This window comes from uncultured Microbacterium sp., assembly GCF_937927635.1.
In the GTDB taxonomy this organism is placed as follows: Bacteria; Actinomycetota; Actinomycetes; order Actinomycetales; family Microbacteriaceae; genus Microbacterium.
Window position 1 is genome coordinate 258,798 of the sequence record NZ_CALBRW010000017.1, and the last position, 21,410, is coordinate 280,207.

General features: G+C 68.8%; 19 protein-coding genes and 5 tRNA genes. 12 read left to right on the forward strand and 12 right to left on the reverse strand.

Going from position 1 to position 21,410, the window contains the following annotated elements:
- Position 1: 1 nt before the first annotated feature.
- Positions 2-898 (reverse strand): pyridoxal 5'-phosphate synthase lyase subunit PdxS, encoded by an 897-nt coding sequence (gene pdxS, locus Q0568_RS07875; RefSeq protein ID WP_298864949.1) that lies wholly within the window; start codon positions 896-898, stop codon positions 2-4.
- A gap of 81 nt (positions 899-979) precedes the next feature.
- Between pdxS and Q0568_RS07880 the strand changes: the two genes are divergently transcribed.
- Both Q0568_RS07880 and pdxY read left to right on the forward strand, forming a co-directional pair.
- On the forward strand, positions 980-2,287 hold the full coding sequence (locus tag Q0568_RS07880; protein ID WP_298864952.1) for an aminotransferase class I/II-fold pyridoxal phosphate-dependent enzyme: 1,308 nt from the start codon (positions 980-982) through the stop codon (positions 2,285-2,287).
- Positions 2,288-2,318: 31 nt separating this feature from the next.
- Complete coding sequence (gene pdxY, locus Q0568_RS07885) at positions 2,319-3,170, forward strand: pyridoxal kinase PdxY (RefSeq protein WP_298864955.1); 852 nt, start codon at positions 2,319-2,321, stop codon at positions 3,168-3,170.
- Between the two features lie 3 nt (positions 3,171-3,173).
- On the opposite strand, the gene Q0568_RS07890 is transcribed toward pdxY, so the two are convergent.
- The 5 genes from Q0568_RS07890 to Q0568_RS07910 form a co-directional block, all read right to left on the reverse strand.
- Entirely contained in the window at positions 3,174-3,725 is a 552-nt protein-coding gene (locus Q0568_RS07890; RefSeq protein ID WP_298864958.1) for an HIT domain-containing protein, read from the reverse strand.
- Positions 3,722-5,659: a threonine--tRNA ligase gene (gene thrS / locus Q0568_RS07895; protein WP_298865265.1), complete on the reverse strand. Its 1,938-nt coding sequence runs from the start codon at positions 5,657-5,659 to the stop codon at positions 3,722-3,724. The genes Q0568_RS07890 and thrS overlap by 4 nt, the downstream gene beginning before the upstream one ends.
- A 286-nt stretch (positions 5,660-5,945) precedes the next feature.
- A tRNA-Val gene (locus tag Q0568_RS07900) sits at positions 5,946-6,017 on the reverse strand.
- Between the two features lie 29 nt (positions 6,018-6,046).
- Positions 6,047-6,117 (reverse strand) — tRNA-Cys (locus Q0568_RS07905).
- A 54-nt stretch (positions 6,118-6,171) separates the two neighbouring features.
- Positions 6,172-6,244, reverse strand: a tRNA-Gly gene (locus tag Q0568_RS07910).
- 214 nt (positions 6,245-6,458) lie between these two features.
- On the opposite strand from Q0568_RS07910, the gene Q0568_RS07915 reads away from it, so the two are divergent.
- The 3 genes from Q0568_RS07915 to Q0568_RS07925 all read left to right on the forward strand — a co-directional run bounded on the left by Q0568_RS07915 (position 6,459) and on the right by Q0568_RS07925 (position 7,575).
- A tRNA-Val gene (locus Q0568_RS07915) sits at positions 6,459-6,531 on the forward strand.
- 1 nt (position 6,532) lies between these two features.
- Positions 6,533-6,608: transfer RNA gene (locus Q0568_RS07920), tRNA-Gly, on the forward strand.
- A 70-nt stretch (positions 6,609-6,678) separates the two neighbouring features.
- Complete coding sequence (locus Q0568_RS07925; protein WP_298864962.1) at positions 6,679-7,575, forward strand: TIGR01777 family oxidoreductase; 897 nt, start codon at positions 6,679-6,681, stop codon at positions 7,573-7,575.
- 72 nt (positions 7,576-7,647) lie between these two features.
- Here the strand turns inward: Q0568_RS07925 and Q0568_RS07930 are convergent, their stop codons facing one another.
- The 3 genes from Q0568_RS07930 to Q0568_RS07940 form a co-directional block, all read right to left on the reverse strand.
- Positions 7,648-8,034, reverse strand: coding sequence for an SPW repeat protein (locus Q0568_RS07930; RefSeq protein ID WP_298864965.1), 387 nt, complete (start codon positions 8,032-8,034; stop codon positions 7,648-7,650).
- Positions 8,035-8,128: 94 nt separating this feature from the next.
- The gene (locus tag Q0568_RS07935) at positions 8,129-8,707 is read right to left on the reverse strand and encodes a type II toxin-antitoxin system PemK/MazF family toxin (protein ID WP_298864968.1); all 579 of its coding nucleotides are present in this window, start codon (positions 8,705-8,707) and stop codon (positions 8,129-8,131) included.
- Positions 8,708-8,726: 19 nt separating this feature from the next.
- On the reverse strand, positions 8,727-9,962 hold the full coding sequence (locus Q0568_RS07940; RefSeq protein ID WP_298864971.1) for an ammonium transporter: 1,236 nt from the start codon (positions 9,960-9,962) through the stop codon (positions 8,727-8,729).
- Positions 9,963-10,155: 193 nt separating this feature from the next.
- On the opposite strand from Q0568_RS07940, the gene Q0568_RS07945 reads away from it, so the two are divergent.
- Positions 10,156-10,773 carry a YceI family protein gene (locus tag Q0568_RS07945; protein WP_298864977.1) on the forward strand — a complete coding sequence of 206 codons (618 nt, stop codon included), beginning with the start codon at positions 10,156-10,158 and terminating at the stop codon, positions 10,771-10,773.
- Between the two features lie 18 nt (positions 10,774-10,791).
- Here Q0568_RS07945 and zapE read toward each other — a convergent pair whose 3' ends face one another.
- Positions 10,792-11,847: a cell division protein ZapE gene (gene zapE, locus Q0568_RS07950; protein ID WP_298865268.1), complete on the reverse strand. Its 1,056-nt coding sequence runs from the start codon at positions 11,845-11,847 to the stop codon at positions 10,792-10,794.
- A gap of 139 nt (positions 11,848-11,986) precedes the next feature.
- On the opposite strand from zapE, the gene Q0568_RS07955 reads away from it, so the two are divergent.
- Together Q0568_RS07955 and Q0568_RS07960 are read left to right on the forward strand one after the other, a co-directional pair.
- Positions 11,987-12,883 (forward strand): sulfurtransferase, encoded by an 897-nt coding sequence (locus Q0568_RS07955; protein ID WP_298864980.1) that lies wholly within the window; start codon positions 11,987-11,989, stop codon positions 12,881-12,883.
- Between the two features lie 18 nt (positions 12,884-12,901).
- Positions 12,902-13,333, forward strand: a complete 432-nt coding sequence (locus tag Q0568_RS07960) for a SufE family protein (RefSeq protein ID WP_298864983.1) — start codon at positions 12,902-12,904, stop codon at positions 13,331-13,333.
- Between the two features lie 6 nt (positions 13,334-13,339).
- On the opposite strand, the gene Q0568_RS07965 is transcribed toward Q0568_RS07960, so the two are convergent.
- Complete coding sequence (locus Q0568_RS07965; protein WP_298864987.1) at positions 13,340-14,497, reverse strand: alpha/beta fold hydrolase; 1,158 nt, start codon at positions 14,495-14,497, stop codon at positions 13,340-13,342.
- 25 nt (positions 14,498-14,522) lie between these two features.
- On the opposite strand from Q0568_RS07965, the gene Q0568_RS07970 reads away from it, so the two are divergent.
- The 4 genes from Q0568_RS07970 to Q0568_RS07985 all read left to right on the forward strand — a co-directional run bounded on the left by Q0568_RS07970 (position 14,523) and on the right by Q0568_RS07985 (position 19,725).
- Complete coding sequence (locus Q0568_RS07970; RefSeq protein ID WP_298864990.1) at positions 14,523-15,104, forward strand: DUF3000 domain-containing protein; 582 nt, start codon at positions 14,523-14,525, stop codon at positions 15,102-15,104.
- Positions 15,097-16,293: an HRDC domain-containing protein gene (locus tag Q0568_RS07975; protein WP_298864993.1), complete on the forward strand. Its 1,197-nt coding sequence runs from the start codon at positions 15,097-15,099 to the stop codon at positions 16,291-16,293. Before Q0568_RS07970 ends, Q0568_RS07975 begins: the two co-directional genes overlap by 8 nt.
- A 73-nt stretch (positions 16,294-16,366) precedes the next feature.
- Positions 16,367-17,572 carry a thiolase family protein gene (locus Q0568_RS07980; protein WP_298864996.1) on the forward strand — a complete coding sequence of 402 codons (1,206 nt, stop codon included), beginning with the start codon at positions 16,367-16,369 and terminating at the stop codon, positions 17,570-17,572.
- Between the two features lie 8 nt (positions 17,573-17,580).
- On the forward strand, positions 17,581-19,725 hold the full coding sequence (locus Q0568_RS07985; protein WP_298865271.1) for a 3-hydroxyacyl-CoA dehydrogenase NAD-binding domain-containing protein: 2,145 nt from the start codon (positions 17,581-17,583) through the stop codon (positions 19,723-19,725).
- A gap of 62 nt (positions 19,726-19,787) precedes the next feature.
- Here the strand turns inward: Q0568_RS07985 and Q0568_RS07990 are convergent, their stop codons facing one another.
- Positions 19,788-21,410, reverse strand: coding sequence for a GMC family oxidoreductase (locus Q0568_RS07990; RefSeq protein ID WP_298864999.1), 1,623 nt, complete (start codon positions 21,408-21,410; stop codon positions 19,788-19,790).

Consider the following 21,410-nt stretch of genomic DNA (forward strand, 5'->3'; position numbering starts at 1 on the left):
GTCACCAGCCCCGCTCGGCGAGGCGGTGAGGTGCGGGCAGGTCGGAGACGTTGATGCCGACCATCGCCTCACCCAGGCCCCGGGAGACATCTGCGATGACCTTCGCATCGTCGAAGAAGGTGGTGGCCTTGACGATCGCGGCGGCGCGGGCGACCGGGTCGCCGGACTTGAAGATGCCCGAGCCGACGAACACGCCGTCCGCGCCCAGCTGCATCATCATCGCCGCATCCGCCGGGGTGGCGACGCCACCGGCCACGAACAGCACGACCGGCAGCTTGCCGGTCTCGGCGATCTCGGACACCAGTTCGTACGGCGCCTGCAGCTCCTTGGCCGCCACGTACAGCTCGTCCTTGGACAGGGCGCCGAGCGCGGCGATCTCACCGCGGATCTTGCGGATGTGCTTCATGGCCTCGGAGACGTCACCGGTGCCGGCCTCGCCCTTGGAGCGGATCATGGCCGCGCCCTCGTTGATGCGGCGCAGTGCCTCGCCCAGGTTGGTGGCACCGCACACGAACGGCACGGTGAAGTTCCACTTGTCGATGTGGTTGACGTAGTCGGCCGGCGAGAGCACCTCGGACTCGTCGATGTAGTCGACGCCGAGCTCCTGCAGCACCTGCGCCTCGACGAAGTGACCGATGCGGGCCTTGGCCATCACGGGAATCGACACCGAGGAGATGATGCTGTCGATCATGTCGGGGTCGCTCATGCGTGAGACGCCGCCCTGGGCGCGGATGTCTGCGGGCACGCGCTCCAGCGCCATGACGGCGACCGCGCCGGCGTCCTCGGCGATCTTGGCCTGGTCGGCGGTGACGACGTCCATGATGACGCCGCCCTTCAGCATCTCGGCGAGTCCGCGCTTGACGCGCTGCGATCCGGTCGTCGGGGTCTGGTCTGCCATGGTGTCTCCTCGGGAAAGATTCAAGTCAGCACAAAACATCGTTTGGCCTATGTCAAAAGATACCACCGTAGAATCGAGGTGATGGACCTCGATATCACCGGCACGACGGCGGCCGAGATAGCCGACAGCGTGCGCGCGCTGCGCGAGCGCGGCATGCTGCGCCCCGGTGACGCCCTGCCGCCCGTCCGGGAGCTCGCGGGCCTGCTGGGAGTGAACCGCAACACCGCCGTCGCCGCCTACCGTCAGCTGGCCCAAGCGGGACTCGTCATCTCCAAGGGACGCGGTGGCACCCTCATGGCCGGCGCCGCGCATGTGGCGCAGGAGGGCGTGGCCGCCGACACCGTGCTGCAGGACATCGGCTCGGGCAACCCGGATCCACGGCTGATCCCCGACCCCACGGCGGCGCTGACCGGTATCGTGGGGCGCCCCGTGCTGTACGGCGAGCCCGTCATCGACCCCGGGCTGGAGCAGTGGGCCCGGGCGTGGATCCTCGCCGACCTGCCGCGCGCCGACCTGCGCATCACCGTCACCAGCGGTGCGGTGGATGCCGTGGAGCGTCTGCTCGCGCAGGCCCTCATGCGCGATGACGCGGTGGCGCTGGAGGATCCGTGCTTCCTGGCCAGCATCCACACCGTCCGCCTCGGCGGTTACCGCGGCGTGCCGGTGCCGGTCGACGAGGAGGGCATGACCGTCGAGGGTCTGCAGGCGGCACTGGATGCCGGCATCCGGGCCCTCATCTGCACTCCCCGCGCGCAGAACCCCACCGGGGTGAGCCTGTCCCCCGCCCGCGCGGCAGCCCTGCGCGAGGTGCTGCGCCCGCATCCGTACGTGCTGATCATCGAGGACGACCACTTCTCCATGCTCTCCGCGCACCCGTACGCGTCACTGATCGGTCCCGAGCATCGTCGCTACGCGCTGCTGCGATCGGTGTCGAAGTTCCTCGGCCCTGACATGTGCCTGGCCGTCGCCGCCACCGACCCGACCACGGCAGAGCGCCTGTCCCTGCGGCTGAACCCCGGCACGACCTGGGTGAGTCATCTGCTGCAGCGTCTCGCTCACGCGCAGCTGTCGGATGCCGGTGTCCGCGCCGAGATCGGCGCAGCCGCCACTCACTACGCCGAGCGCAACGCGGCCTTCGTCGCCGCTCTGGCCCAGCGCGGCATCGTCACGCACTCCTCCGACGGGCTGAGCCTGTGGGTGCAGGTTCCCGCGCCCGCCCAGGCGGTCGCGGAGCGCCTGATGCGCAGAGGGTGGCTGGTGCGCACCGGCGACGAGTTCCGGATCGAGAATCCGTCACCGGCATCCGATCACCTGCGTCTGACCGTGCACGACCTCTCGGATGCCGACACGGCACGCCTGCTGGATGATCTCGAGGCCGCCGCGCGCTGAGCATCCGGGCATCGGATGAGAGGATGACAGGATGAAGATCCTCTCGATCCAGTCGGCCGTCGCCCACGGCCACGTCGGCAACTCGGCCGCCGTCTTCCCGCTGCAGCGCATCGGCGTCGAGGTGCTGCCGGTGTACACGGTCACCTTCTCCAACCACACCGGTTACGGCGCCTGGCGCGGCCCGATGATCGCTCCCGACGACGTGCGCGACGTGATCACGGGCGTCGAGGAGCGCGGCGTACTGCCGCAGATCGACGCCGTGCTCAGCGGCTACCAGGGCGGGGAGGGCATCGCCGACGTCATCATCGACGCCGTCGCACGCGTGAAGGCCGCCAACCCGGATGCCGTGTACGCCTGCGACCCGGTGATGGGCAACGCCAAGTCGGGCTGCTTCGTCGCCCCCGCGATCCCCGAGCTGCTGCGCCGGCGAGTCGTGCCGGTGGCCGACATCATCACTCCCAACCAGTTCGAACTGGGCTATCTCACCGGCACCGAGCCGGGCGACCTCGCCTCGACGCTGGCCTCGGTCGACGCGGCGATGGCCATGGGTCCGAAGACCGTGCTGGTGACATCGGTCGAGCGGCCGGATCGCGAGGAGGGCACCATCGAGATGCTCGCAGCCGACGCGATGGGCGCCTGGCTGGTCGCCACGCCGCAGCTGCCCATGAAGGCCAACGGCTCGGGCGATGTGACGGCGGCGCTGTTCACCGCGCACTACGTGCAGACCGGCGATGCGAAGGTCGCGCTGGAGCGCACCGTGTCCAGTGTGTTCGACCTGCTGCAGAACACGCTGGACTCCGGTGAGCGCGAACTCGCGCTGGTGCAGTCGCAGGAGACCTACGCGAACCCGCGCCTGCAGTTCACCGCGTACCAGGTGCGCTGAGGATCAGGCCGTCGCGGGCCACGCGCTCGCGACGGCCTCGCGCACCTCGCCCAGCAGCTGCGGCAACGCCTTGGTCTTCGCGATGATCGGGAAGAAGTTGGCATCCGAGGCCCACCGCGGCACGATGTGCTGGTGCAGGTGCGCGTCCACGCCGGCTCCGGCGACGGCGCCCTGGTTCATGCCCAGGTTGAAGCCGTCGCAGTTCGACACGGCCTTCAGCACCCGCATCCCGGTCTGCGTCAGAGCACCGATCTCGGCGACCTCCTCGGCCGTGGCCTGATCGTAGGTGGCGATGTGGCGATACGGGCACACCAGCAGGTGACCGGAGTTGTAGGGGAACAGGTTCAGCAGCACATAGGCGCTCTTCCCCCGTGCGACGATCAGCCGCTCGGCATCCGGATGCTTGGGCGCCTCGCAGAACGGGCAGTCCTCCCGCAGCACTTCGGGGCCGGCCTGGATGTAGGCCATGCGGTGCGGGGTCCACAGCCGCTGGAACTCGTCCGGCACGCCCACCAGGCGTGCGGCATCCTCCAGCGGCTGGGCCCCGTCGGTCATGCCAGGTCCCCCGCTGCCAGCACACGCACGTGCGCGGCGACGGCGGCGCGGATGCGCGCGACCGCGTCGGCCACGGGCACCCCGTTCTCCTGCGAACCGTCGCGGAAGCGGAACGAGACGGTACCGGCGGCACGGTCCTGCTCACCGGCGATGAGGATCACGGGCACCTTGGCCGTGGTGTGGTTGCGGATCTTCTTCTGCATCCGGTCGTCGGAGTGATCGACCTCGGCGCGCACGCCCTCGGCCTTCAGCTGTCCGACGACGTCCTCGAGGTAGTCGCCGAACTGGTCGGCCACGGGCACGCCCACGACCTGCATGGGAGCCAGCCACAGCGGGAAGTCGCCCGCATAGTGCTCCAGCAGGATGGCGAAGAAGCGCTCGACCGAGCCCAGCAGCGCGCGGTGGATCATCACCGGGCGGTGCTTCTGCCCGTCGGGTCCGGTGTACTCCAGCTCGAACCGCTCGGGCTGGTTGAAGTCCAGCTGGATGGTGGACATCTGCCAGGTGCGGCCGATCGCGTCGCGCGCCTGCACCGAGATCTTCGGGCCGTAGAACGCGGCACCGCCCGGGTCGGCCACGAGCTCCAGGCCGGAGGCCAGCGCCACCTCGCGCAGCGTGTCGATGGCGGTCGTCCACTGCTCGGGCTCGCCGAGGAACTTCGGGTTGCCCTCCTCGTTCGTGGACAGCTCCAGGTAGAAGTCGTTCAGGCCGTAGTCGCGCAGCAGCTCCAGCACCAGGTTGAGGTTGGCAGTGAGCTCCTCGCGCACCTGATCCTGGGCGACGTAGATGTGCGCGTCGTCCTGGGTCAGACCTCGCACTCGGGTCAGCCCAGAGAGGGTGCCGCTCTTCTCGTACCGGTACACCGTGCCGAACTCCGCCAGGCGCAGCGGCAGCTCGCGGTAGCTGCGGCCGCGGGCGCGGTAGATCAGGTTGTGGAAGGGGCAGTTCATGGGCTTCAGGTAGTAGTCCTGGCCCTGCTTGGTGACGTTGCCGTCCTCATCGACCACCTCGTCCAGATGCATCGGGGGGAACATGCCGTCGGCGTAGGTCTGCAGGTGACCGGAGGTCGCGAACAGGTCCTTCTTCGTGATGTGCGGGGTGTTCACCACGTCGTAGCCGTTGCGCAGCAGGTGACGACGCAGGTTCTCCTCGATCTCGTAGCGGATGATGCCGCCGCGCGGGTGGAAGACCGCCAGGCCCGAGCCGATCTCGTCGGGGAACGAGAACAGATCCATCTCCACGCCCAGCTTGCGGTGATCGCGGCGCTCGGCCTCGGCCAGGCGCTCCTGGTACGCGCGCAGCTCGTCCTTGCTGGGCCACGCCGTTCCGTAGATGCGCTGCAGCTGCGGGTTCTTCTCACTGCCGCGCCAATAGGCCGCGGCCACGCGGGTCAGGTCCCAGCCGTTGCCGAGCAGGCGCGTGGAGGGCACGTGAGGTCCGCGGCAGAGGTCCTTCCAGGCGACCTCGCCGTTCTTCTGCACGTTGTCGTAGATGGTCAGCTCGCCGGCGCCGACCTCGACGGATGCTCCTTCTGCGGCATCCGCACCGGAGCCAGGCCCGCCGGCCAGGTCGATCAGCTCGAGCTTGAAGGGCTCGTTCGCCAGCTCGGCACGGGCCTCGTCGGCGGTGACGACGCGGCGCGTGAAGCGCTGGCCGTCGCGGATGATGCGCTGCATCTCCTTGGAGATGGCCTTCAGGTCCTCGGGGGTGAAGGGCTCGTCGACGCCGAAGTCGTAGTAGAAGCCATCGGTGATGAACGGGCCGATGCCGAGGTTCGCGGCGGGACGGATGCGCTGCACGGCCTGAGCGAGCACGTGGGCGGTGGAGTGGCGCAGGATGTTCAGCCCGTCGGGGCTGTCGACCGTGACCGGCTCGACGTCATCGCCCTCGGCGACGGTCGCGGCGAGGTCCTTGAGGACGCCGTTCACGCGCATGGCGATCACGGAGCGGTCGGTGAAGAGTGCGAAGCCGTCGTGCTTGTCCGCGTTCGGCTGGGCGTTGTCTGACAAGGGATTCTCCAGATAGACGATGGAATGAGTCGACTCAGCTGCAGGCGCGAGGGCGCCCTGCCCGCTCAGGCGCCAGTAGTTCGCGTGACGACACCGGTGACAGAGGTCACGAGAAGGGCCGACACGGAATCCATGGCACGAGTCTACGCCGTCGGCTGCAGCGTCGCGGATACGAGAAGAGCCCCGGATGACATCCGGGGCTCTTCGCCTGTGCGCGATACTGGGATCGAACCAGTGACCTCTTCCGTGTCAGGGAAGCGCGCTACCGCTGCGCCAATCGCGCCTATGAAGGCTGTTAAGTTGTCTGCTGAGAGGTGGCGACGGGATTCGAACCCGTGTAAACGGCTTTGCAGGCCGGTGCCTAGCCACTCGGCCACGCCACCAGAGGTGGATTCGAACCCACATGCCAGAACCCCTGGCTGGGGCTCCTGCACTCGAGCGGATGACGAGACTCGAACTCGCGACCCCAACCTTGGCAAGGTTGTGCGCTACCAACTGCGCTACATCCGCATGATATTCAGTTCTCAGATCTTACCCGGAGTGCCGGGCACTCGAGATACATTAGCCCAGGTTCGAGGCGTTCACCAAACCGCGCCACGACATCGGGCGTGTCCCCCGAGACCGCATCACCCCGCCACGCCCGACCGGATCCGTGATGTCGGGCACGCTCCGCGGATCGGGTATGCTTTTCAATCGTGCCACGGTGCACATCACAATCACATATGGGCGATTGGCGCAGTTGGTAGCGCGCTTCCTTCACACGGAAGAGGTCGTCGGTTCGAGTCCGGCATCGCCCACGCGGATGTAGCGCAGTTGGTAGCGCACAACCTTGCCAAGGTTGGGGTCGCGAGTTCGAGTCTCGTCATCCGCTCCACTCAGAAGACCCGGGATCGATGATCCCGGGTCTTCTGTCGTTCACGGTGGAATGGCGTAGCGTCTGTCGCATGGCACCTGAGCGGATCGTCATCGCCGGAGCGAGCGGCCTGATCGGGCGCGCGCTGACAGCATCCCTCCGCGCGGACGGCATTGAGGTCGTCCACCTCGTCCGGCACCCGGTGCGCGGGCCGCAGGAGATCGCCTGGCTGCAGGACGGTCACGCCCTCTCCCCCGATATCCTGGCCGGAGCGGATGCCGTGATCGGCCTCAACGGCGCGAGCATCGGCCGGTTGCCGTGGACCCGCGGCTATCGGGAGACCCTGCGCACATCACGGCTGACACCCACACGTGTCCTGGCGGCGGCGCTGCGCGAACTGGGTGACGATGCACCGGCGTTCTTGTCAGCATCCGCGGTCGGCTACTACGGTCACAGCCCCGGAGAGCCTGTGGACGAGCGCAGCGGCGCGGGCGACACGTTCCTCGCCCGGCTCTGCATCGACTGGGAGACCGCCGCCCTCAGCGCCGGCGACCGGGTGCGCACGGTGCTGCTGCGCACCGCTTCGGTGCTGCACCCCGAGGGCGTGCTCAAACCCCTGATGCGACTCGCAGGTGTCGGCCTGGCCGGTCCCCTGGGCACGGGGCGCCAGGTGTGGCCGTGGATCTCCCTCGACGACGAGGTGCGCGGCATCCGGCACGCGATCGATCACGACCTGGCAGGGCCCGTGAACCTCACCGGGCCGACGCCGGCGACGGCCGCCGACATCGGACGCGCGCTGTCCCATCGCCTGCATCGCCCCTATCTGCTGCCCGCCCCCGCGTGGGCGCTGCGGCTGGTACTCGGGCGGGCAGCCGCCGACTCGCTGCTGCTCGCGGACGCCGATGCGGCCCCACGAGCTCTGCTGCGGAGCGGGTTCGAGTTCCGGCATCCGACGGCGCAGGATGCCATCGACGCGGCGATCGGCTGATCGTGGCCGCGGGCTCCCCGCCGATGCGGGGGATCCGCCAGGAGGCTGACGGATCCCCTCACATGCGCGACCTCAGGCTCGCGACGTGCGCAGCTCCGCGCGGCCGGGCTGCGGTTCGGTGAAGATCACCACGACGATGACCGCGATGCCGACGACGACGTGGGGAGCCCACGCGTTGGGCGACGCCGACACGAAGCCGAACAGCCACGGCGAGGTGGCGAGGAACAGGCTGGCCACGACGTCGAAGATCAGATGGACCGGCATCGGGATGAGCTTGAGCACTCCCCACTCGTAGCGGGTCAGCAGGCTGTACAGGATCAGACCGACCCCGAGCACGATGGGGATCACCACGGCCGGGCCGCCCATCGCTGCGAAACCGAACAGCCACGGGGCGACGATGAGTGCGATGCCCACGACGTAGTCGAGCACGCCGTGGACCTTCGTGGGGATGAAACGCATGATTCCTCCTCGATCAGACGAACCGCGGAGTGCGGCTCACAGAGGATTCGTCACGCCGGCCCGATCGGATTGGACCGCGTCGGACGCCACCAGGTCAGGCGCGCGCCCAGCCGTAGCGCTTGATCAGGGCGTCGGCGACGCGCCCGTAACGCTGCCGATCCAGCACGGCCGCCTCGCGGCGCATGCCGGCGTCGTGCACGCTGTAGAGCTGCTCGATGTCCACCCAGGATTCCCGGCCCTGCGAGTCCCAGGATCCTGACCCGATCGACAGGAAGTCCCGGTCACGGTCGTGCGCCTTGCTGGTCATCCGCACGGCGTACACGCGGTCTTCGGACTGACGCCCGATGACCAGCACCGGCCTGTCCTTGCCTCGGCCGTCGTTCTCCTCGTACGGCACCCACGTCCAGATCACCTCACCGGAGTCCGGCATCCCGTTGCGCGACGGCGAATAACCCACGCTCACATCCCCGACCCGCTCCGGATCCACCTCGATGGTCTCCGAACCGGGCATCCGCCCCGCGGTCGCCTCCTCGGCCCGAGCTGATCCCCGCCCGTCCGGCCTCAGCACGGCATCCCGCCGCGACAGCGACGAGCCGCCGGCCGGACCGCCCTTCGCGAGCAGCCGGCCGACGACATCGCCGAGGACGGACAGGATGCGCTGCGTCGTGGTCACCTCCCCACAGTAACCGCCGTCAGTCCGCCAGCGCGTAGCCCTGCTCGCCGTGCACGAACCGGTCGACCCCCGCGACCTCCGCCTGCTTCGTGACCCGGAAGCCGATGGTCTTCTCGATGACGACCCCAGTGATCCACGCCACCGCGAACGCGTACACCAGCACACCGCCAGATGCGAGCACCTGCACGACCAACTGACGCCCGTCACCGCCGGTGAACAGTCCGTGACCGGTGGCGAAGAAGCCCAGGTACACCGTGCCCAGCAGGCCGCCCACCAGATGCAGCCCCACCACGTCCAGCGAGTCGTCGAGCCCCATCCGGTACTTCAGTTCGACGGATGCTGCGCACGCGACCCCCGCCAGCCCGCCCAGCAGCAGCCCCCAGCCCGGCGCGAGATCCGCGCATGCCGGGGTGATGGCCACGAGCCCCGCGACCAGCCCCGACACCGCGCCGACCGACGTCGCCTTGCCGTCGCGGAGGGTCTCGACGAGGATCCATCCCAGGATGCCTGCGGCCGATGCTCCCAGGGTGTTGATGGTGATCAGTCCGGCCTGTCCCATTCCGGGCGTCGTCCACTGCGCGCCCACGTTGAACCCGAACCATCCGAACCACAGCAGCGCCGCACCCAGCAGCGTCAACGGCACGTTGTGCGGTCTCTGGATGCCCTTGCGGAAGCCGATGCGCTTGCCCAGCACCAGAGCCAGCGCCAGGGCCGCCGCACCGGCGTTGATGTGCACGGCCGTGCCGCCGGCGTAGTCGATCACGGCGATGCCGCTGTCCTTGCCGAACAGCGTCGTGCCCAGGTGCGTGATCCAGCCGCCGCCCCACACCCACGCCGCAATGGGGAAATAGCCGATGGTGCCGAACACGCCCACGAAGATCAGCCAGGGTCCGAACCTGGCCCGGTCGGCGATGGCGCCCGAGATCAGCGCCACCGTGATGATGGCGAAGGTCGCACCATAGGCGACCGTCAGCAGCGCGGTGTTGGCATGCGGCGACGAGGCCGCACCCGCCAACGCGAAGTCGGCGAACGGATCGCCCGCGAACTGCGCGGGATCGCCGACGGTGCTCATGGAGTAGCCGTACAGCATCCACAGCACCGCGATCAGCCCGATCGCGCCGAAGCTCATCATCATCATGCTGATCACGCTCTTCACACGCACCATGCCGCCGTAGAAGAACGCCACCCCCGGCGTCATCAGCAGCACCAATGCGGTCGCGGTGATCCCCCACGACACGGATTCCGTCGCTTCCATCCCAGCCTCTTCCTGTCGACGATTGAAGAGAGTCTCGCGGGTGCATGTTTCCTGCGAGCACGCGCTTCATTGCAGCCGCGTTACGGCAGCCTCCCGGATGTGACGATCGCGTTACGCCACGCACCGGAGTGCTGGGTTGGTATCCTCGAACGCGACTCCCGTCGTCTGGGGGAGGAACGAATAGGAGTTTCGCGTGATCGACCTCGAACTAGTCAACGGTGACTGGGAATTCGACCCACAGCACACCCGGATCGGCTTCTCTGCAAAACACGCCATGGTCACGACCGTCCGCGGGGCGTTCAACGAAGTGACCGGCCACCTCCATGTGGACACCGAGCACCCGGAGAACTCCTGGGCGAAGGTGGTCATGAAGACCGCCAGCGTGGACACCCGTGTCCAGCAGCGCGACGACCACCTGCGCAGCGCCGACTTCTTCGACGCGGAGAAGTGGCCCGAGATCACGTTCGTGTCCACGCACATCGAGGAGGTCGACGACCGGGCGTTCGGCGTCACCGGCGACCTGACCATCCGCGACGTCACCAAGCAGGTCATGATCCCGCTGGCGCTGCTCGGCGTGGAGACGGGAGCCTACGGCGAACTGCGTGCGGGCTTCGAGGGCAGCCGGCGCCTGAACCGTCGCGACTTCGGCCTGGTCTGGAACACGCCCCTCGACTCCGGCGGAGTGCTGGTCTCCGAGAAGATCACGCTCGAGTTCGAGATCTCCGCCGTGAAGGTCGTCGCCGACGGTGACGAGGCCGACGAGGCATCCGACGAGGACGCTCAGGCGGAGGATGCCGAAGACGGCGAGTGACGACTGGTCCGGCGGGGCTCACGCCTCGCCGGACAGTTCCTTCGCGGAATGCGTGAGCGCGATCAGGCGCGAGACCGCACGCAGGTACTTCTTGCGATAGCCGCCGCCGAGCATCTCCTCGGAGAACACCGCGTCCAGGCTGACCCCGGTCGCCGCCACAGGCACCTGCGCGTCGTAGACGCGGTCCACGAAGGCGACGAATCGCAGTGCCTCGGACTGGTCCGTGAGCACATGCACGTCTCGCAGGCCCACCAGGTCGAGTCCGTCGATGAGTCGGATGTACCGCGACGGATGCACCTGCGCCAGGTGCCGGATGACATCGGCGAACGCATCATCCGACGCGCTGCCGCGCTCCGCGGCATCCGCGATGCACTGCGCATACTCGGTGTCGTCGAACACCGCTGCGCTGCCGTCGATGGCGCGCTGCCGGTAGTCGACGCCGTCGATGCGGATCGTCTCGAAGCTCTCCGACATGGCGTGGATCTCGCGCAGGAAGTCCTGAGCCGCGAACCGCCCCTCTCCGAGCGCGTTCGGCGGCGTGTTCGACGTGGCCGCGAGCTTGGTGCCGGATGCCACCAGCTCGCCCAGCAGGCGGGTCATGACCATCGTGTCGCCGGGGTCATCCAGCTCGAACTCGTCGATGCACAGCAGGTCGGAACCGCGCAGCAGATCCACCGTATTGCGGTAGCCCAGTGCGCCGACCAGTGCCGTGTACTCGATGAACGAGCCGAAGTACTTCCGACGCGAGTTCGTCGCGTGATAGACGGATGCCAGCAGGTGCGTCTTGCCGACCCCGAATCCGCCGTCCAGGTAGACGCCCGGCTTCATGGCGGCGATCTTGGGTGCGCGGTGGAACAGGCCCGTGCGCTTGACGAGCTCCTGCCGACCGGCGAACTTCTGCAGGAGCTCCTTGGTGGCCTCCTGCGACGGATACGCCGGGTCCGCCCGGTAGCTCTCGAAGGTGGCGGAGCCGAACTGCGGCGGCGGAACGAGGCTGGCCAGCATCTCGCTTCCGCTGACCACCGGCGTGCGCTCGGTGAGGTGCACGACTGAGGCACTGGTCTGCTGGGTCATCACGTTCCTGGTGTCGGAGAAAGTCATAGTCTTACGATCCGGATGCGGGAGCGCCCGAACGGATCTATGGTCAGAAGGGACGGCTCAACATTACGCCGTCACATCACCCACCCCGCGTCCTGAAACCATAGGAGCATCCGTGACTGTCGAGCACGACACCTCATCCACCAAGTTCGCCGAGTACTCCGCACCCGAGCGTCTTGTCACCACCGAGTGGCTCGCCGCCAATCTCGGCAAGCCCGGCCTCGTCGTCGTCGAATCCGACGAGGACGTGCTGCTCTACGAGACCGGCCACATCGCCGGCGCCGTCAAGGTCGACTGGCACACCGAGCTGAACGACCCGGTCGTGCGCGACTACGTCGACGGCAAGGGCTTCGCCGAACTGCTGAGCCGCAAGGGCATCTCGCGGGACGACACTGTCGTCATCTATGGCGACAAGAACAACTGGTGGGCCGCCTACGCTCTGTGGGTGTTCTCGCTCTTCGGCCACGAGGACGTGCGCCTGGTCGACGGCGGTCGCGACAAGTGGATCGCCGAGGGCCGCGAGCTGACCACCGAGAAGACGGTCCGCCCCGCCACGGAGTACCCGGTCGTCGAGCGCGACGACTCCAAGCTGCGCGCCTACAAGGAGGACGTGCTGAAGTTCATCGGCCACGGCCCCCTGATCGACGTCCGCTCCCCCGAGGAGTACAGCGGTGAGCGCACCCACATGCCCGCCTACCCCGACGAGAGCTCGCTGCGCGGCGGCCACATCCCGACCGCGCAGAGCGTGCCGTGGAGCCGTGCCGTGGCCGAGGACGGCGGCTTCAAGCCCCGCGCCGAGCTCGAGGCGATCTACCTCGAGGGCGCCGGCCTGAAGAAGGGCGAGGACGTGATCGCCTACTGCCGCATCGGTGAGCGCTCGAGCCACACCTGGTTCGTGCTGAACCACCTGCTGGGCTTCGAGAACGTGCGCAACTACGACGGCTCCTGGACCGAGTGGGGCTCCGCCGTGCGCGTCCCGATCGTCGCGGGGACCGAGCCCGGCACCCTCTGAGAGTGGGAGAATCACAGGGTGACTGACACGCATCTGCCCGAACGTCTGGCCGAGTTCCGCGAGGAGTTCCTCGAGCTTCCGCAGGAGGATCGTCTGGAGCTCCTGCTGGAGTTCTCGGCCGAGCTTCCGCCTGTGCCCGACTACCTGGCGGGCAAGCAGGAGCTCTACGAGCGCGTGGCAGAGTGCCAGTCCCCTGTGTTCATCCACATCGAGGTCAACGACGGCGTCGTCGCCATGCACGCGACGGCGCCCGTCGACGCCCCGACCACCCGCGGATTCGCCAGCATCCTGGCCCAGGGCATCACCGGCCTCACGGCCGACGAGGTGCTGGCCATCCCCGGCGACTACCCGCAGACCCTCGGACTGACCAAGTCCGTCTCCCCGCTGCGCATCGGCGGCATGACCGGGATGCTGGTGCGAGCCCAACGCCAGGTCAGGGCCAAGCGCTGACGCGTCTCAGGATGCCGCAGGGGCCAGGCCCCGTGCGGCCATCCAGTCCGTGATCGCCGCCGTCCAGCCGTTCTGGTCGTAGTTCCACAGCTTCGTGTGGCGAGCTACGGCGAACGGCGGCATCGTGACCAGATCCGGTCGTGCCGCCGCCAGCGCATGCGAGGCATCCGCCGGCACGAATCCGTCGTCCTCGCTGTGCAGGATCAGGATCGGCGCGTCCAGTTCGGCCGCACGCGCGACCATGTCGAGACGATCGAAGCGGATGGCCTCCTCGGCGCCGCTGAGCCGCGCGGTGAACGTGTTCTCGAGAGCGCTCATGGCGAGTGCCGGCAGCGGCTCGCGCAGGCCCTCCTCGCGCGCCTGGAAGCGCAGCACGGTGCGCCAGTCGACCACCGGCGAATCCAGCACCAGTCCGGCGATGCGGTCGCGGTTGCCGGAGGTCACGGCGGTCTGCAGCACGAGTGCGCCGCCCATCGACCAGCCCATCAGCACCACACGACGGGCGCCATGCCGCAGGGCGTACGAGATCGCGGCATCCACATCGCGCCACTCCGAGGCGCCCAGCGCGTAGCTGCCGCCGCGCGAGCGCGGAGCCTCGCCGTCGTTGCGGTACGAGACGACCAGCGTGGGCAGTCCCAGCCCGTGGAACACCGGCACCGCGCGCAGGCACTCCGAGCGGGTGGTGCCGCGGCCGTGCACCTGGATCGCCCAGGTGTCCGACGATCCCGGGAAGAACCACGCCGGGCACGGTCCCGCGGGCGAGCCGATCAGCACGCTCTCCCAGGGCAGGTGGAGCTCGCCGGGCGTGACGTAGTACCAGCCGCTGAAGGCGGCGTCCCTGTCCACCTGCGTTCCGGGCTCGATCTGCGTGAGCAGCTTGCGGCGCACCTTCCCGGCATCCGCTCCCAGCACCGCCCCCAGCTTGACGTACCCGTAGCTGCCGGTGGTGAACAGTCCGTAGCGGCCGGGGAGCTCGGTGTCCAGCGTGCGGTCGAGCTCGATGGTCTGCGCGCCGGTGTCCACCGACAGGATGTGCGTGTCGTTGCGGCGCACGGACGGCGTGACCACGCGGTGCGCAGTCGCGAACACGGCCGCGGCGGCTGCAGCACCGACCGCCAGAACGGCGGGGACGGCGATGGCTACGGCGTGCCTGAGTCTCTTCATCGCCTTCTGACTCTAGCCTGTCCACGTGACAGCGAACCCGGATGCCGCAGCGCTCTTCGACGTCGCAGCGACGCAGCTGCGCGAGACGACGTTCCGCTCGGACATCGTGGTGCGCGAGATCCCCTCCCCGGCCGGCCTCGCCCCCTTCTCGCTGGCGCTGGCCGCCGATGTGCGCCCCGACGACCACGGCGACTCCGTCTACGGCACCGGCCGCTTCGTGCTGCTGCACGATCCGGAGGAACCGGCTGCCTGGGGAGGCCCGTGGCGCATCGTGGCGTTCGCACAGGCTCCGCTGGAGACCGAGATCGGCACCGACCCGCTGCTGGCGGAGGTCGCGTGGTCCTGGCTCGTCGACGCCCTGGACTCCCGCGATGCGCAGTATCATTCCGAATCGGGCACCTCCACCAAGATGCTCTCGAAGGGCTTCGGCGGGCTCGCCGAGGAGGGTGACGGCGCGCAGATCGAACTGCGCGCGTCATGGACTCCCGAGGCGCCGCTGCGTCCGCATGTGGAAGCATGGGCAGAGCTGGTGGGAATGCTGGCCGGGCTCCCGCCGGGGTCCGAGGATGTCGCCGTGTTCGGCGCGAGAAAGGGCGGACGTGTCTGACTACTCCGTGATAGATGACCGCACGGAGTTCGAGAAGGCATGCACGCTGCTCGCCGCAGGCGAGGGTCCTGTCGCGGTCGATGTCGAGCGCGCATCCGGCTTCCGCTATTCGCAGCGGGCCTACCTCGTGCAGATGTTCCGCCGCGGCGCAGGGGTGTTCCTGTTCGATCCGCCCGCGATCGGCGACTTCAGCGCCCTTCAGGCGGCGATCGGCGATCTGGAGTGGGTGTTCCACGCCGCCAGCCAGGACCTGCCGTCACTGCACGAGCTGGGCCTGTACCCGGCGAGCATCTTCGACACCGAGCTCGGTTCCCGGCTGCTGGGCAGCGAGGGCTTCGGCCTGGCAGCGGTGGTCGAGCACGCGCTGGGCATCGTCCTGAAGAAGGAGCACTCCGCGGCGGACTGGTCGACCCGCCCGCTGCCCCAGTCCTGGCTCGAGTACGCGGCGCTGGATGTGCTGTACCTGATCGACGTCAAGGAGATACTGGCGGCCCAGCTGGCGGAGGCGGGCAAGACCGAGATCGCGGCGCAGGAGTTCCACGCCACGCTCGTGAAGCCGCCGAAGGCTCCCCGGGTGGATCCGTGGCGACGGCTCAGCGGCCTGCACAAGGCCCGCGGCGCCCGGCAGTTGGCGGTCGCCCGCGAGCTGTGGACGGCGCGTGAGCAGTACGCGGAGCAGATCGACGTGTCCCCCGGGCGGCTCGTCCCCGACCGCTCCCTGCTGGCTGCCGTGCTCGCCGCGCCGACCAGCAAGTCCGCGCTGAGCGCCATGAAGGACTTCAACGGCCGCGCGAGCCACACGCAGCTGGACCGCTGGTGGGATGCCATCCAGCGAGGCCGCACCACTGACGATCTGCCGCAGCTGCGGCTGCGCAGCGACGCGCCGCCGCCGCCGCGCAGCTGGTCCGACCGCAACCCCGAGGCGGACCTGCGGTACAAGGCCGCGCGCCCGGTCGTCGAGGCCATCGCCGAGGAGCTGCACATGCCCACGGAGAATCTGCTCACCCCCGATCACCTGCGTCGTCTGGCCTGGGAGCCACCGGCGGACCTCACCGCGGAATCCATCGGCGACGCCCTGACGGCGCTCGGCGCCCGCCCCTGGCAGATTGCGCATACTGCACAGAAGATCGCGGATGCCTTTGTAGAAGGCCCGCAAATCGAATCGGACGCCGTCGAAGTCGCTTCGTAGGTTCGATCCAACCGATTCCTGAGGCTTCTGATGCGCTTCTAGGCTGGGATCATCCCAACCAATGGAGGCAGGAGTGGCCGAGATCTCGGACGTCTTCTTCGTCGATGGAGTGCGCACGCCTTTCGGGCGCGCCGGCGAAAAAGGAATGTATTGGAACACCCGCGCAGATGACCTCGCCGTCAAGGCGACCATCGGCCTGATGGAGCGCAACGCCTCCGTCCCGGGCGAGCGCATCGACGACGTGGCCATCGCCGCGACCTCGCAGACCGGCGACCAGGGCCTGACCCTCGGGCGCTCCGTGGCGCTGCTGGCGGGTCTGCCGCAGACCGTCCCGGGCCTGGCGATCGACCGCATGTGCGCAGGCGCGATGACGTCCGTCACCACGATGGGCGCCTCGATCGGCGTCGGCATGTACGACCTGGCGATCGCCGGCGGCGTGGAGCACATGGGCCACCACCCGATCGGGAGCAACGCCGATCCGAACCCGCGCTTCGTGGCTGAGCGGATGGTCGACCCGGCGGCGCTGAACATGGGCGTGACGGCGGAGCGCATCCACGACCGCTTCCCGCAACTGACCAAGGAGCGCGCAGACCGCTACGGCATGCTCAGCCAGCACAAGGTGCAGGCCGCGTACGAGGCAGGCAAGTTCCAGCCCGACCTGGTGCCCGTCGCCATCAAGGGCGCCGACGGCGCCTGGGGCCTCGCCACCGAGGACGAGGGCCGCCGCCCGCAGACCACCATGGAGGACCTGGCGAATCTGAAGACGCCGTTCCGCCCGCACGGCCGCGTCACGGCCGGCACCTCCTCCCCCCTCACCGACGGCGCGACCATGTCGCTGCTGGCCGGCGGCGGCGCCGTGAAGGAGCTGGGTCTGACGCCCAAGATGCGGATGGTCTCGTTCGCGTTCGCCGGCGTGCAGCCCGAGATCATGGGCATCGGCCCGATCCCCTCCACCGAGAAGGCGCTGAAGAAGGCCGGTCTCACGATCGATGACATCGGGCTGTTCGAGCTCAACGAGGCGTTCGCCATCCAGGTGATCTCCCTGCTGGACCACTTCGGCATCGCCGATGACGATCCGCGCGTGAACCAGTGGGGCGGCGCCATCGCCGTGGGTCACCCGCTCGCCGCGACCGGCGTGCGCCTGATGATCCAGCTGGCTGCGCAGTTCGCCGAGCGCCCCGACGTGCGGTACGGCCTCACGGCCATGTGCGTAGGCCTGGGCCAGGGCGGCTCGGTCATCTGGGAGAACCCGTTCTACGACGGCAAGAAGCGGAAGTGAGCGCGGGAATGACCAACTACGACGACATCGACTTCTCGCCGATCATGGCCCTCACCGAGGGCGAGGTGATCACGCACTCCCCCGTGCGCGACATCCGCCTGGCATCCGGCAAGGTGCTCGCGCTGATCACGCTCGACAACGGTCGTGACCACACCCGCCCCAACACGCTGGGCCCGGCCACGCTCACCGAGCTCGGCGAGACCCTGACCACGCTGAAGGCCCGCGCGGCCGCCGGCGAGATCCAGGCCGTGGGCATCACCGGCAAGCAGTACATCCTGGCCGCCGGCGCCGACCTGTCCGACATCAGCAGGGTGGGGTCCAAGGACAACGCTCGCCTGATCGCGCAGCTGGGCCACAAGGTCATCGGCTCGCTGTCCGACCTGGGCGTGCCCTCATTCGCGTTCGTGAACGGCCTGGCGCTCGGCGGCGGCGTGGAGATCGCGCTGAACTCCACCTACCGCACCATCGACGCGTCGGCGGCGGCCATCGCCCTGCCCGAGGTGTTCCTGGGGATCATCCCCGGCTGGGGCGGCGCCTACCTGCTGCCGAACCTGATCGGGATCGAGAACGCCCTCGAGGTGATCATCTCGAACCCGCTCAAGCAGAACCGCATGCTCAAGCCGCAGCAGGCGTACGACTACGGCATGTTCGACGAGATCTTCCCGCCGGCGAACTTCCTGGAGAACTCGCTGGCCTGGGCCGATGAGGTGCTCGGCGGGCGCAAGGTCGAGCGCAAGAACGCCCCGGGCAAGATCGAGCGCACCGTCAAGTGGCCGGTGGCGATCAAGATGGCCCGCGGCATGCTCGAGTCGAAGATCGGCACCGTGCCGCGCTCGCCGTACGTCGCCCTCGAGCTGCTCGAGAAGGCGCGCAGCGGCACGAAGGAGGAGGGCTTCGCCCGCGAGGACGAGGCGCTGTCCGAGCTCGTGACCGGCGACCTGTTCGCCGCGTCGATGTACGCGTTCGACCTGGTGCAGAAGCGCGCCAAGCGCCCCGTCGGCGCGCCCGACAAGCAGTTGGCGAAGAAGGTCACCAAGGTCGGTGTCATCGGCGCGGGCCTGATGGCCAGCCAGTTCGCGCTGCTGTTCGTGCGCAAGCTGCAGGTGCCGGTGCTCATCACCGACCTGGACCAGGCGCGCGTGGACAAGGGTGTGGCATACATCCACGACGAGATCGGCAAGCTCGAGGCCAAGGGCCGGCTGGACGCCGACTCCGCCAACAAGCTGCGCTCGCTGGTCACCGGCACGACCGACAAGTCCCTGTACGCCGACTGCGACTTCGTGATCGAGGCCGTGTTCGAGGAACTGGGCGTGAAGCAGGCCGTGTTCGGCGAGATCGAGCAGATCGTCGCCGAGGACGCCATCCTCGCCACCAACACCTCGTCGCTGTCGGTCGCCGAGATCGGCTCCAAGCTCGCCCACCCCGAGCGCCTTGTCGGCTTCCACTTCTTCAACCCGGTCGCGGTCATGCCGCTGGTCGAGATCGTGAAGACGGATGCCACCACGGATGCCGCTCTCTCGACCGCGTTCGTGGTCGCGAAGGGCCTCGGCAAGAGCGCCGTGCTCACCGCCGACGCACCCGGATTCGTCGTGAACCGCCTGCTGGCGAAGGTCATGGGCGAGGCCGCACGCGCCGTGTACGAGGGCACCCCGGTCGCCGACGTCGAGAAGGCGTTCGGTCCCCTGGGCCTGCCGATGGGTCCGTTCCAGCTGATCGATCTGGTCGGCTGGAAGGTGGCCGCGCACGTGCAGGACACCATGGTGCGTGCCTTCCCGGAGCGCTTCTACGCCAACGAGAACTTCCACACCCTGGCGGCACTGGACGCCGTGGTGGAGAAGGACAAGGGCGGCCGCGTGACCGGCTGGACCAAGGCCGCTGAGAAGGCGCTGAAGGGCCAGACGGGCTCCTCTCCGGCATCCGCCGATGAGATCCTGCGCCGCGTGCAGGACGGGCTGGCCCAGGAGATCCGCATCATGCTCGACGAGGGCGTGGTTCCGGAGGTCGAGGACATCGACCTGTGCCTGATCCTCGGCGCGGGCTGGCCGTTCATCGACGGCGGCGCCTCGCCGTACCTCGACCGCGAGGGCGCCTCGGAACGGGTCTTCCAGGGCACGTTCCACAGCCCGGTGATCCGCGGCATCGCGAACAGCTGATCATCTGACGCACGAGAGCGGGGCCGCACCGGAGGGTGCGGCCCCGCTCTCGTCGTGCCCGATCACTGCTCGGGTCGGGTGTCCTGCTCCCCCTTGCGCGGCCAGTTCGCGAACGCGCGCTCGGCGATGGCCGTGATGGTCAGCGAGGGATTCACGCCCGGGTTCGCCGGCACGGCCGAACCGTCCACGACGTGCAGCCCGGGATGCCCCCACACGCGGTTGTACGAGTCGACCACGCCGCTCTCGGCGGTCTGGCTGATCACCGCGCCGCCCAGGAAATGCGCGGTCATCGGGATGCCGAACACCTCCGGCCACGATCCGCGCGGCTCCGAGCGCACACCGGTCTCCTGCTGCATCCGCACGGCGATGGCGCTCGCCGCGCGGTGCGCCTGAGGCAGGTACGACGGATTGGGCTCGCCGTGGCCCTGCGCGCTGGTGAGCACGTCGCGGCCCAACCTGCGGCGAAGCGACAGCGTGAGCGAGTTGTCGGCGGTCTGCATGACCAGGGCGATGATGCCGCGCTCACTCCAACGGTGCAGGTTCGCGAGCTTGAACTCGCGGATCGGATGCCGCAGCACCCGCCCCACGAGTGCGCCCAGCCGTCCCAGCAGCGAGCGGTCCCCGCGCACCATGACGGTGGCCAGCGCACCCATCAGGTTGGAGCCAGGGCCGTAGCGCACGTTCTCGACGTGCGTGCGGTCGTCGACGTGGAAGGACGTGGTGATCGCCACGCCGTGCGCGTACTCGGAGGCATCCGGAACCCGCGTCGCGACCGAGCCGTCCAGCGCCTCGGAGTTCGTGCGGGTCAGGCGGCCCACGGCATCCGAGATGCGCGGCAGCGCTCCCGACGCCTTCATCCTGTGCAGCAGCTGCTGCGTGCCCCAGGTGCCGGCGGCCAGCACCACCTGCTCGGCGCGGATCGTGCGCCGCCTGCGCCGGATCCACGCGCCGGAGCGCTGCGTGGTGATCAGGAAGCCGCCGCGCGGGTCCTCGCGCACCTCGACGACGGTCGAGAGCGCGTCGATGCGCACGCCGCGCTTCTCGGCGAGGGCGAGGTAGTTCTTCATGAGGGTGTTCTTCGCGCCCACGCGACAGCCCACCATGCAGTTGCCGCACAGCGTGCATCCGGTGCGTGCGGGACCCTCGCCGTCGAAGAACGGATCGGGCACGGTCACCCCCGGCATGCCGAGGAACACGCCGACCGGTGCGTGCCGGAACGTGCCGCCCACGCCCAGGTCCTCGGCGGCGCCGGCCATGATCCGCTCCACAGGGCCGGTGTGCGGGTAGTGCTCCACGACGCCCAGCATCCGCTTCGCGGTCGCGTAGTGCGGCGCGAGCTCCGCCTGCCACGGAGTTCCCTGCGGCCACTGCGCGTCCGCGAAGAACGTCGCGGGCGGCTCATAGAGGGTGTTGGCGTAGTTCAGCGACCCACCGCCGACGCCCGCGCCGGCGAGGATCATCACGTGCGGCAGGCGGTGGATGCGCTGCACGCCGAAGCAGCCCAGCGCCGGCGCCCACAGGTAGCGCTTGACGTCCCACGAGGTCTTCGCGAAGTCGTCGTCCTCGAAACGCCGTCCCGCCTCGAGCACGCGCACCCGGTAGCCCTTCTCGGCCAGTCTCAGGGCGGCGACGGAACCGCCGAACCCCGATCCCGCGATCACGACGTCCTCGTCGTACCCGTTCAT

Coding starts and splice junctions, on each gene's coding strand:
- pdxS (WP_298864949.1), bottom strand. CDS start 898: ATGGCAGACCAGACCCCGACGACCGGATCGCAGCGCGTCAAGCGCGGA.
- Q0568_RS07880 (WP_298864952.1), top strand. CDS start 980: ATGGACCTCGATATCACCGGCACGACGGCGGCCGAGATAGCCGACAGC.
- pdxY (WP_298864955.1), top strand. CDS start 2,319: ATGAAGATCCTCTCGATCCAGTCGGCCGTCGCCCACGGCCACGTCGGC.
- Q0568_RS07890 (WP_298864958.1), bottom strand. CDS start 3,725: ATGACCGACGGGGCCCAGCCGCTGGAGGATGCCGCACGCCTGGTGGGC.
- thrS (WP_298865265.1), bottom strand. CDS start 5,659: ATGCGCGTGAACGGCGTCCTCAAGGACCTCGCCGCGACCGTCGCCGAG.
- Q0568_RS07925 (WP_298864962.1), top strand. CDS start 6,679: ATGGCACCTGAGCGGATCGTCATCGCCGGAGCGAGCGGCCTGATCGGG.
- Q0568_RS07930 (WP_298864965.1), bottom strand. CDS start 8,034: ATGCGTTTCATCCCCACGAAGGTCCACGGCGTGCTCGACTACGTCGTG.
- Q0568_RS07940 (WP_298864971.1), bottom strand. CDS start 9,962: ATGGAAGCGACGGAATCCGTGTCGTGGGGGATCACCGCGACCGCATTG.
- zapE (WP_298865268.1), bottom strand. CDS start 11,847: ATGACCCAGCAGACCAGTGCCTCAGTCGTGCACCTCACCGAGCGCACG.
- Q0568_RS07965 (WP_298864987.1), bottom strand. CDS start 14,497: ATGAAGAGACTCAGGCACGCCGTAGCCATCGCCGTCCCCGCCGTTCTG.
- Q0568_RS07985 (WP_298865271.1), top strand. CDS start 17,581: ATGACCAACTACGACGACATCGACTTCTCGCCGATCATGGCCCTCACC.
- Q0568_RS07990 (WP_298864999.1), bottom strand. CDS start 21,410: ATGAACGGGTACGACGAGGACGTCGTGATCGCGGGATCGGGGTTCGGC.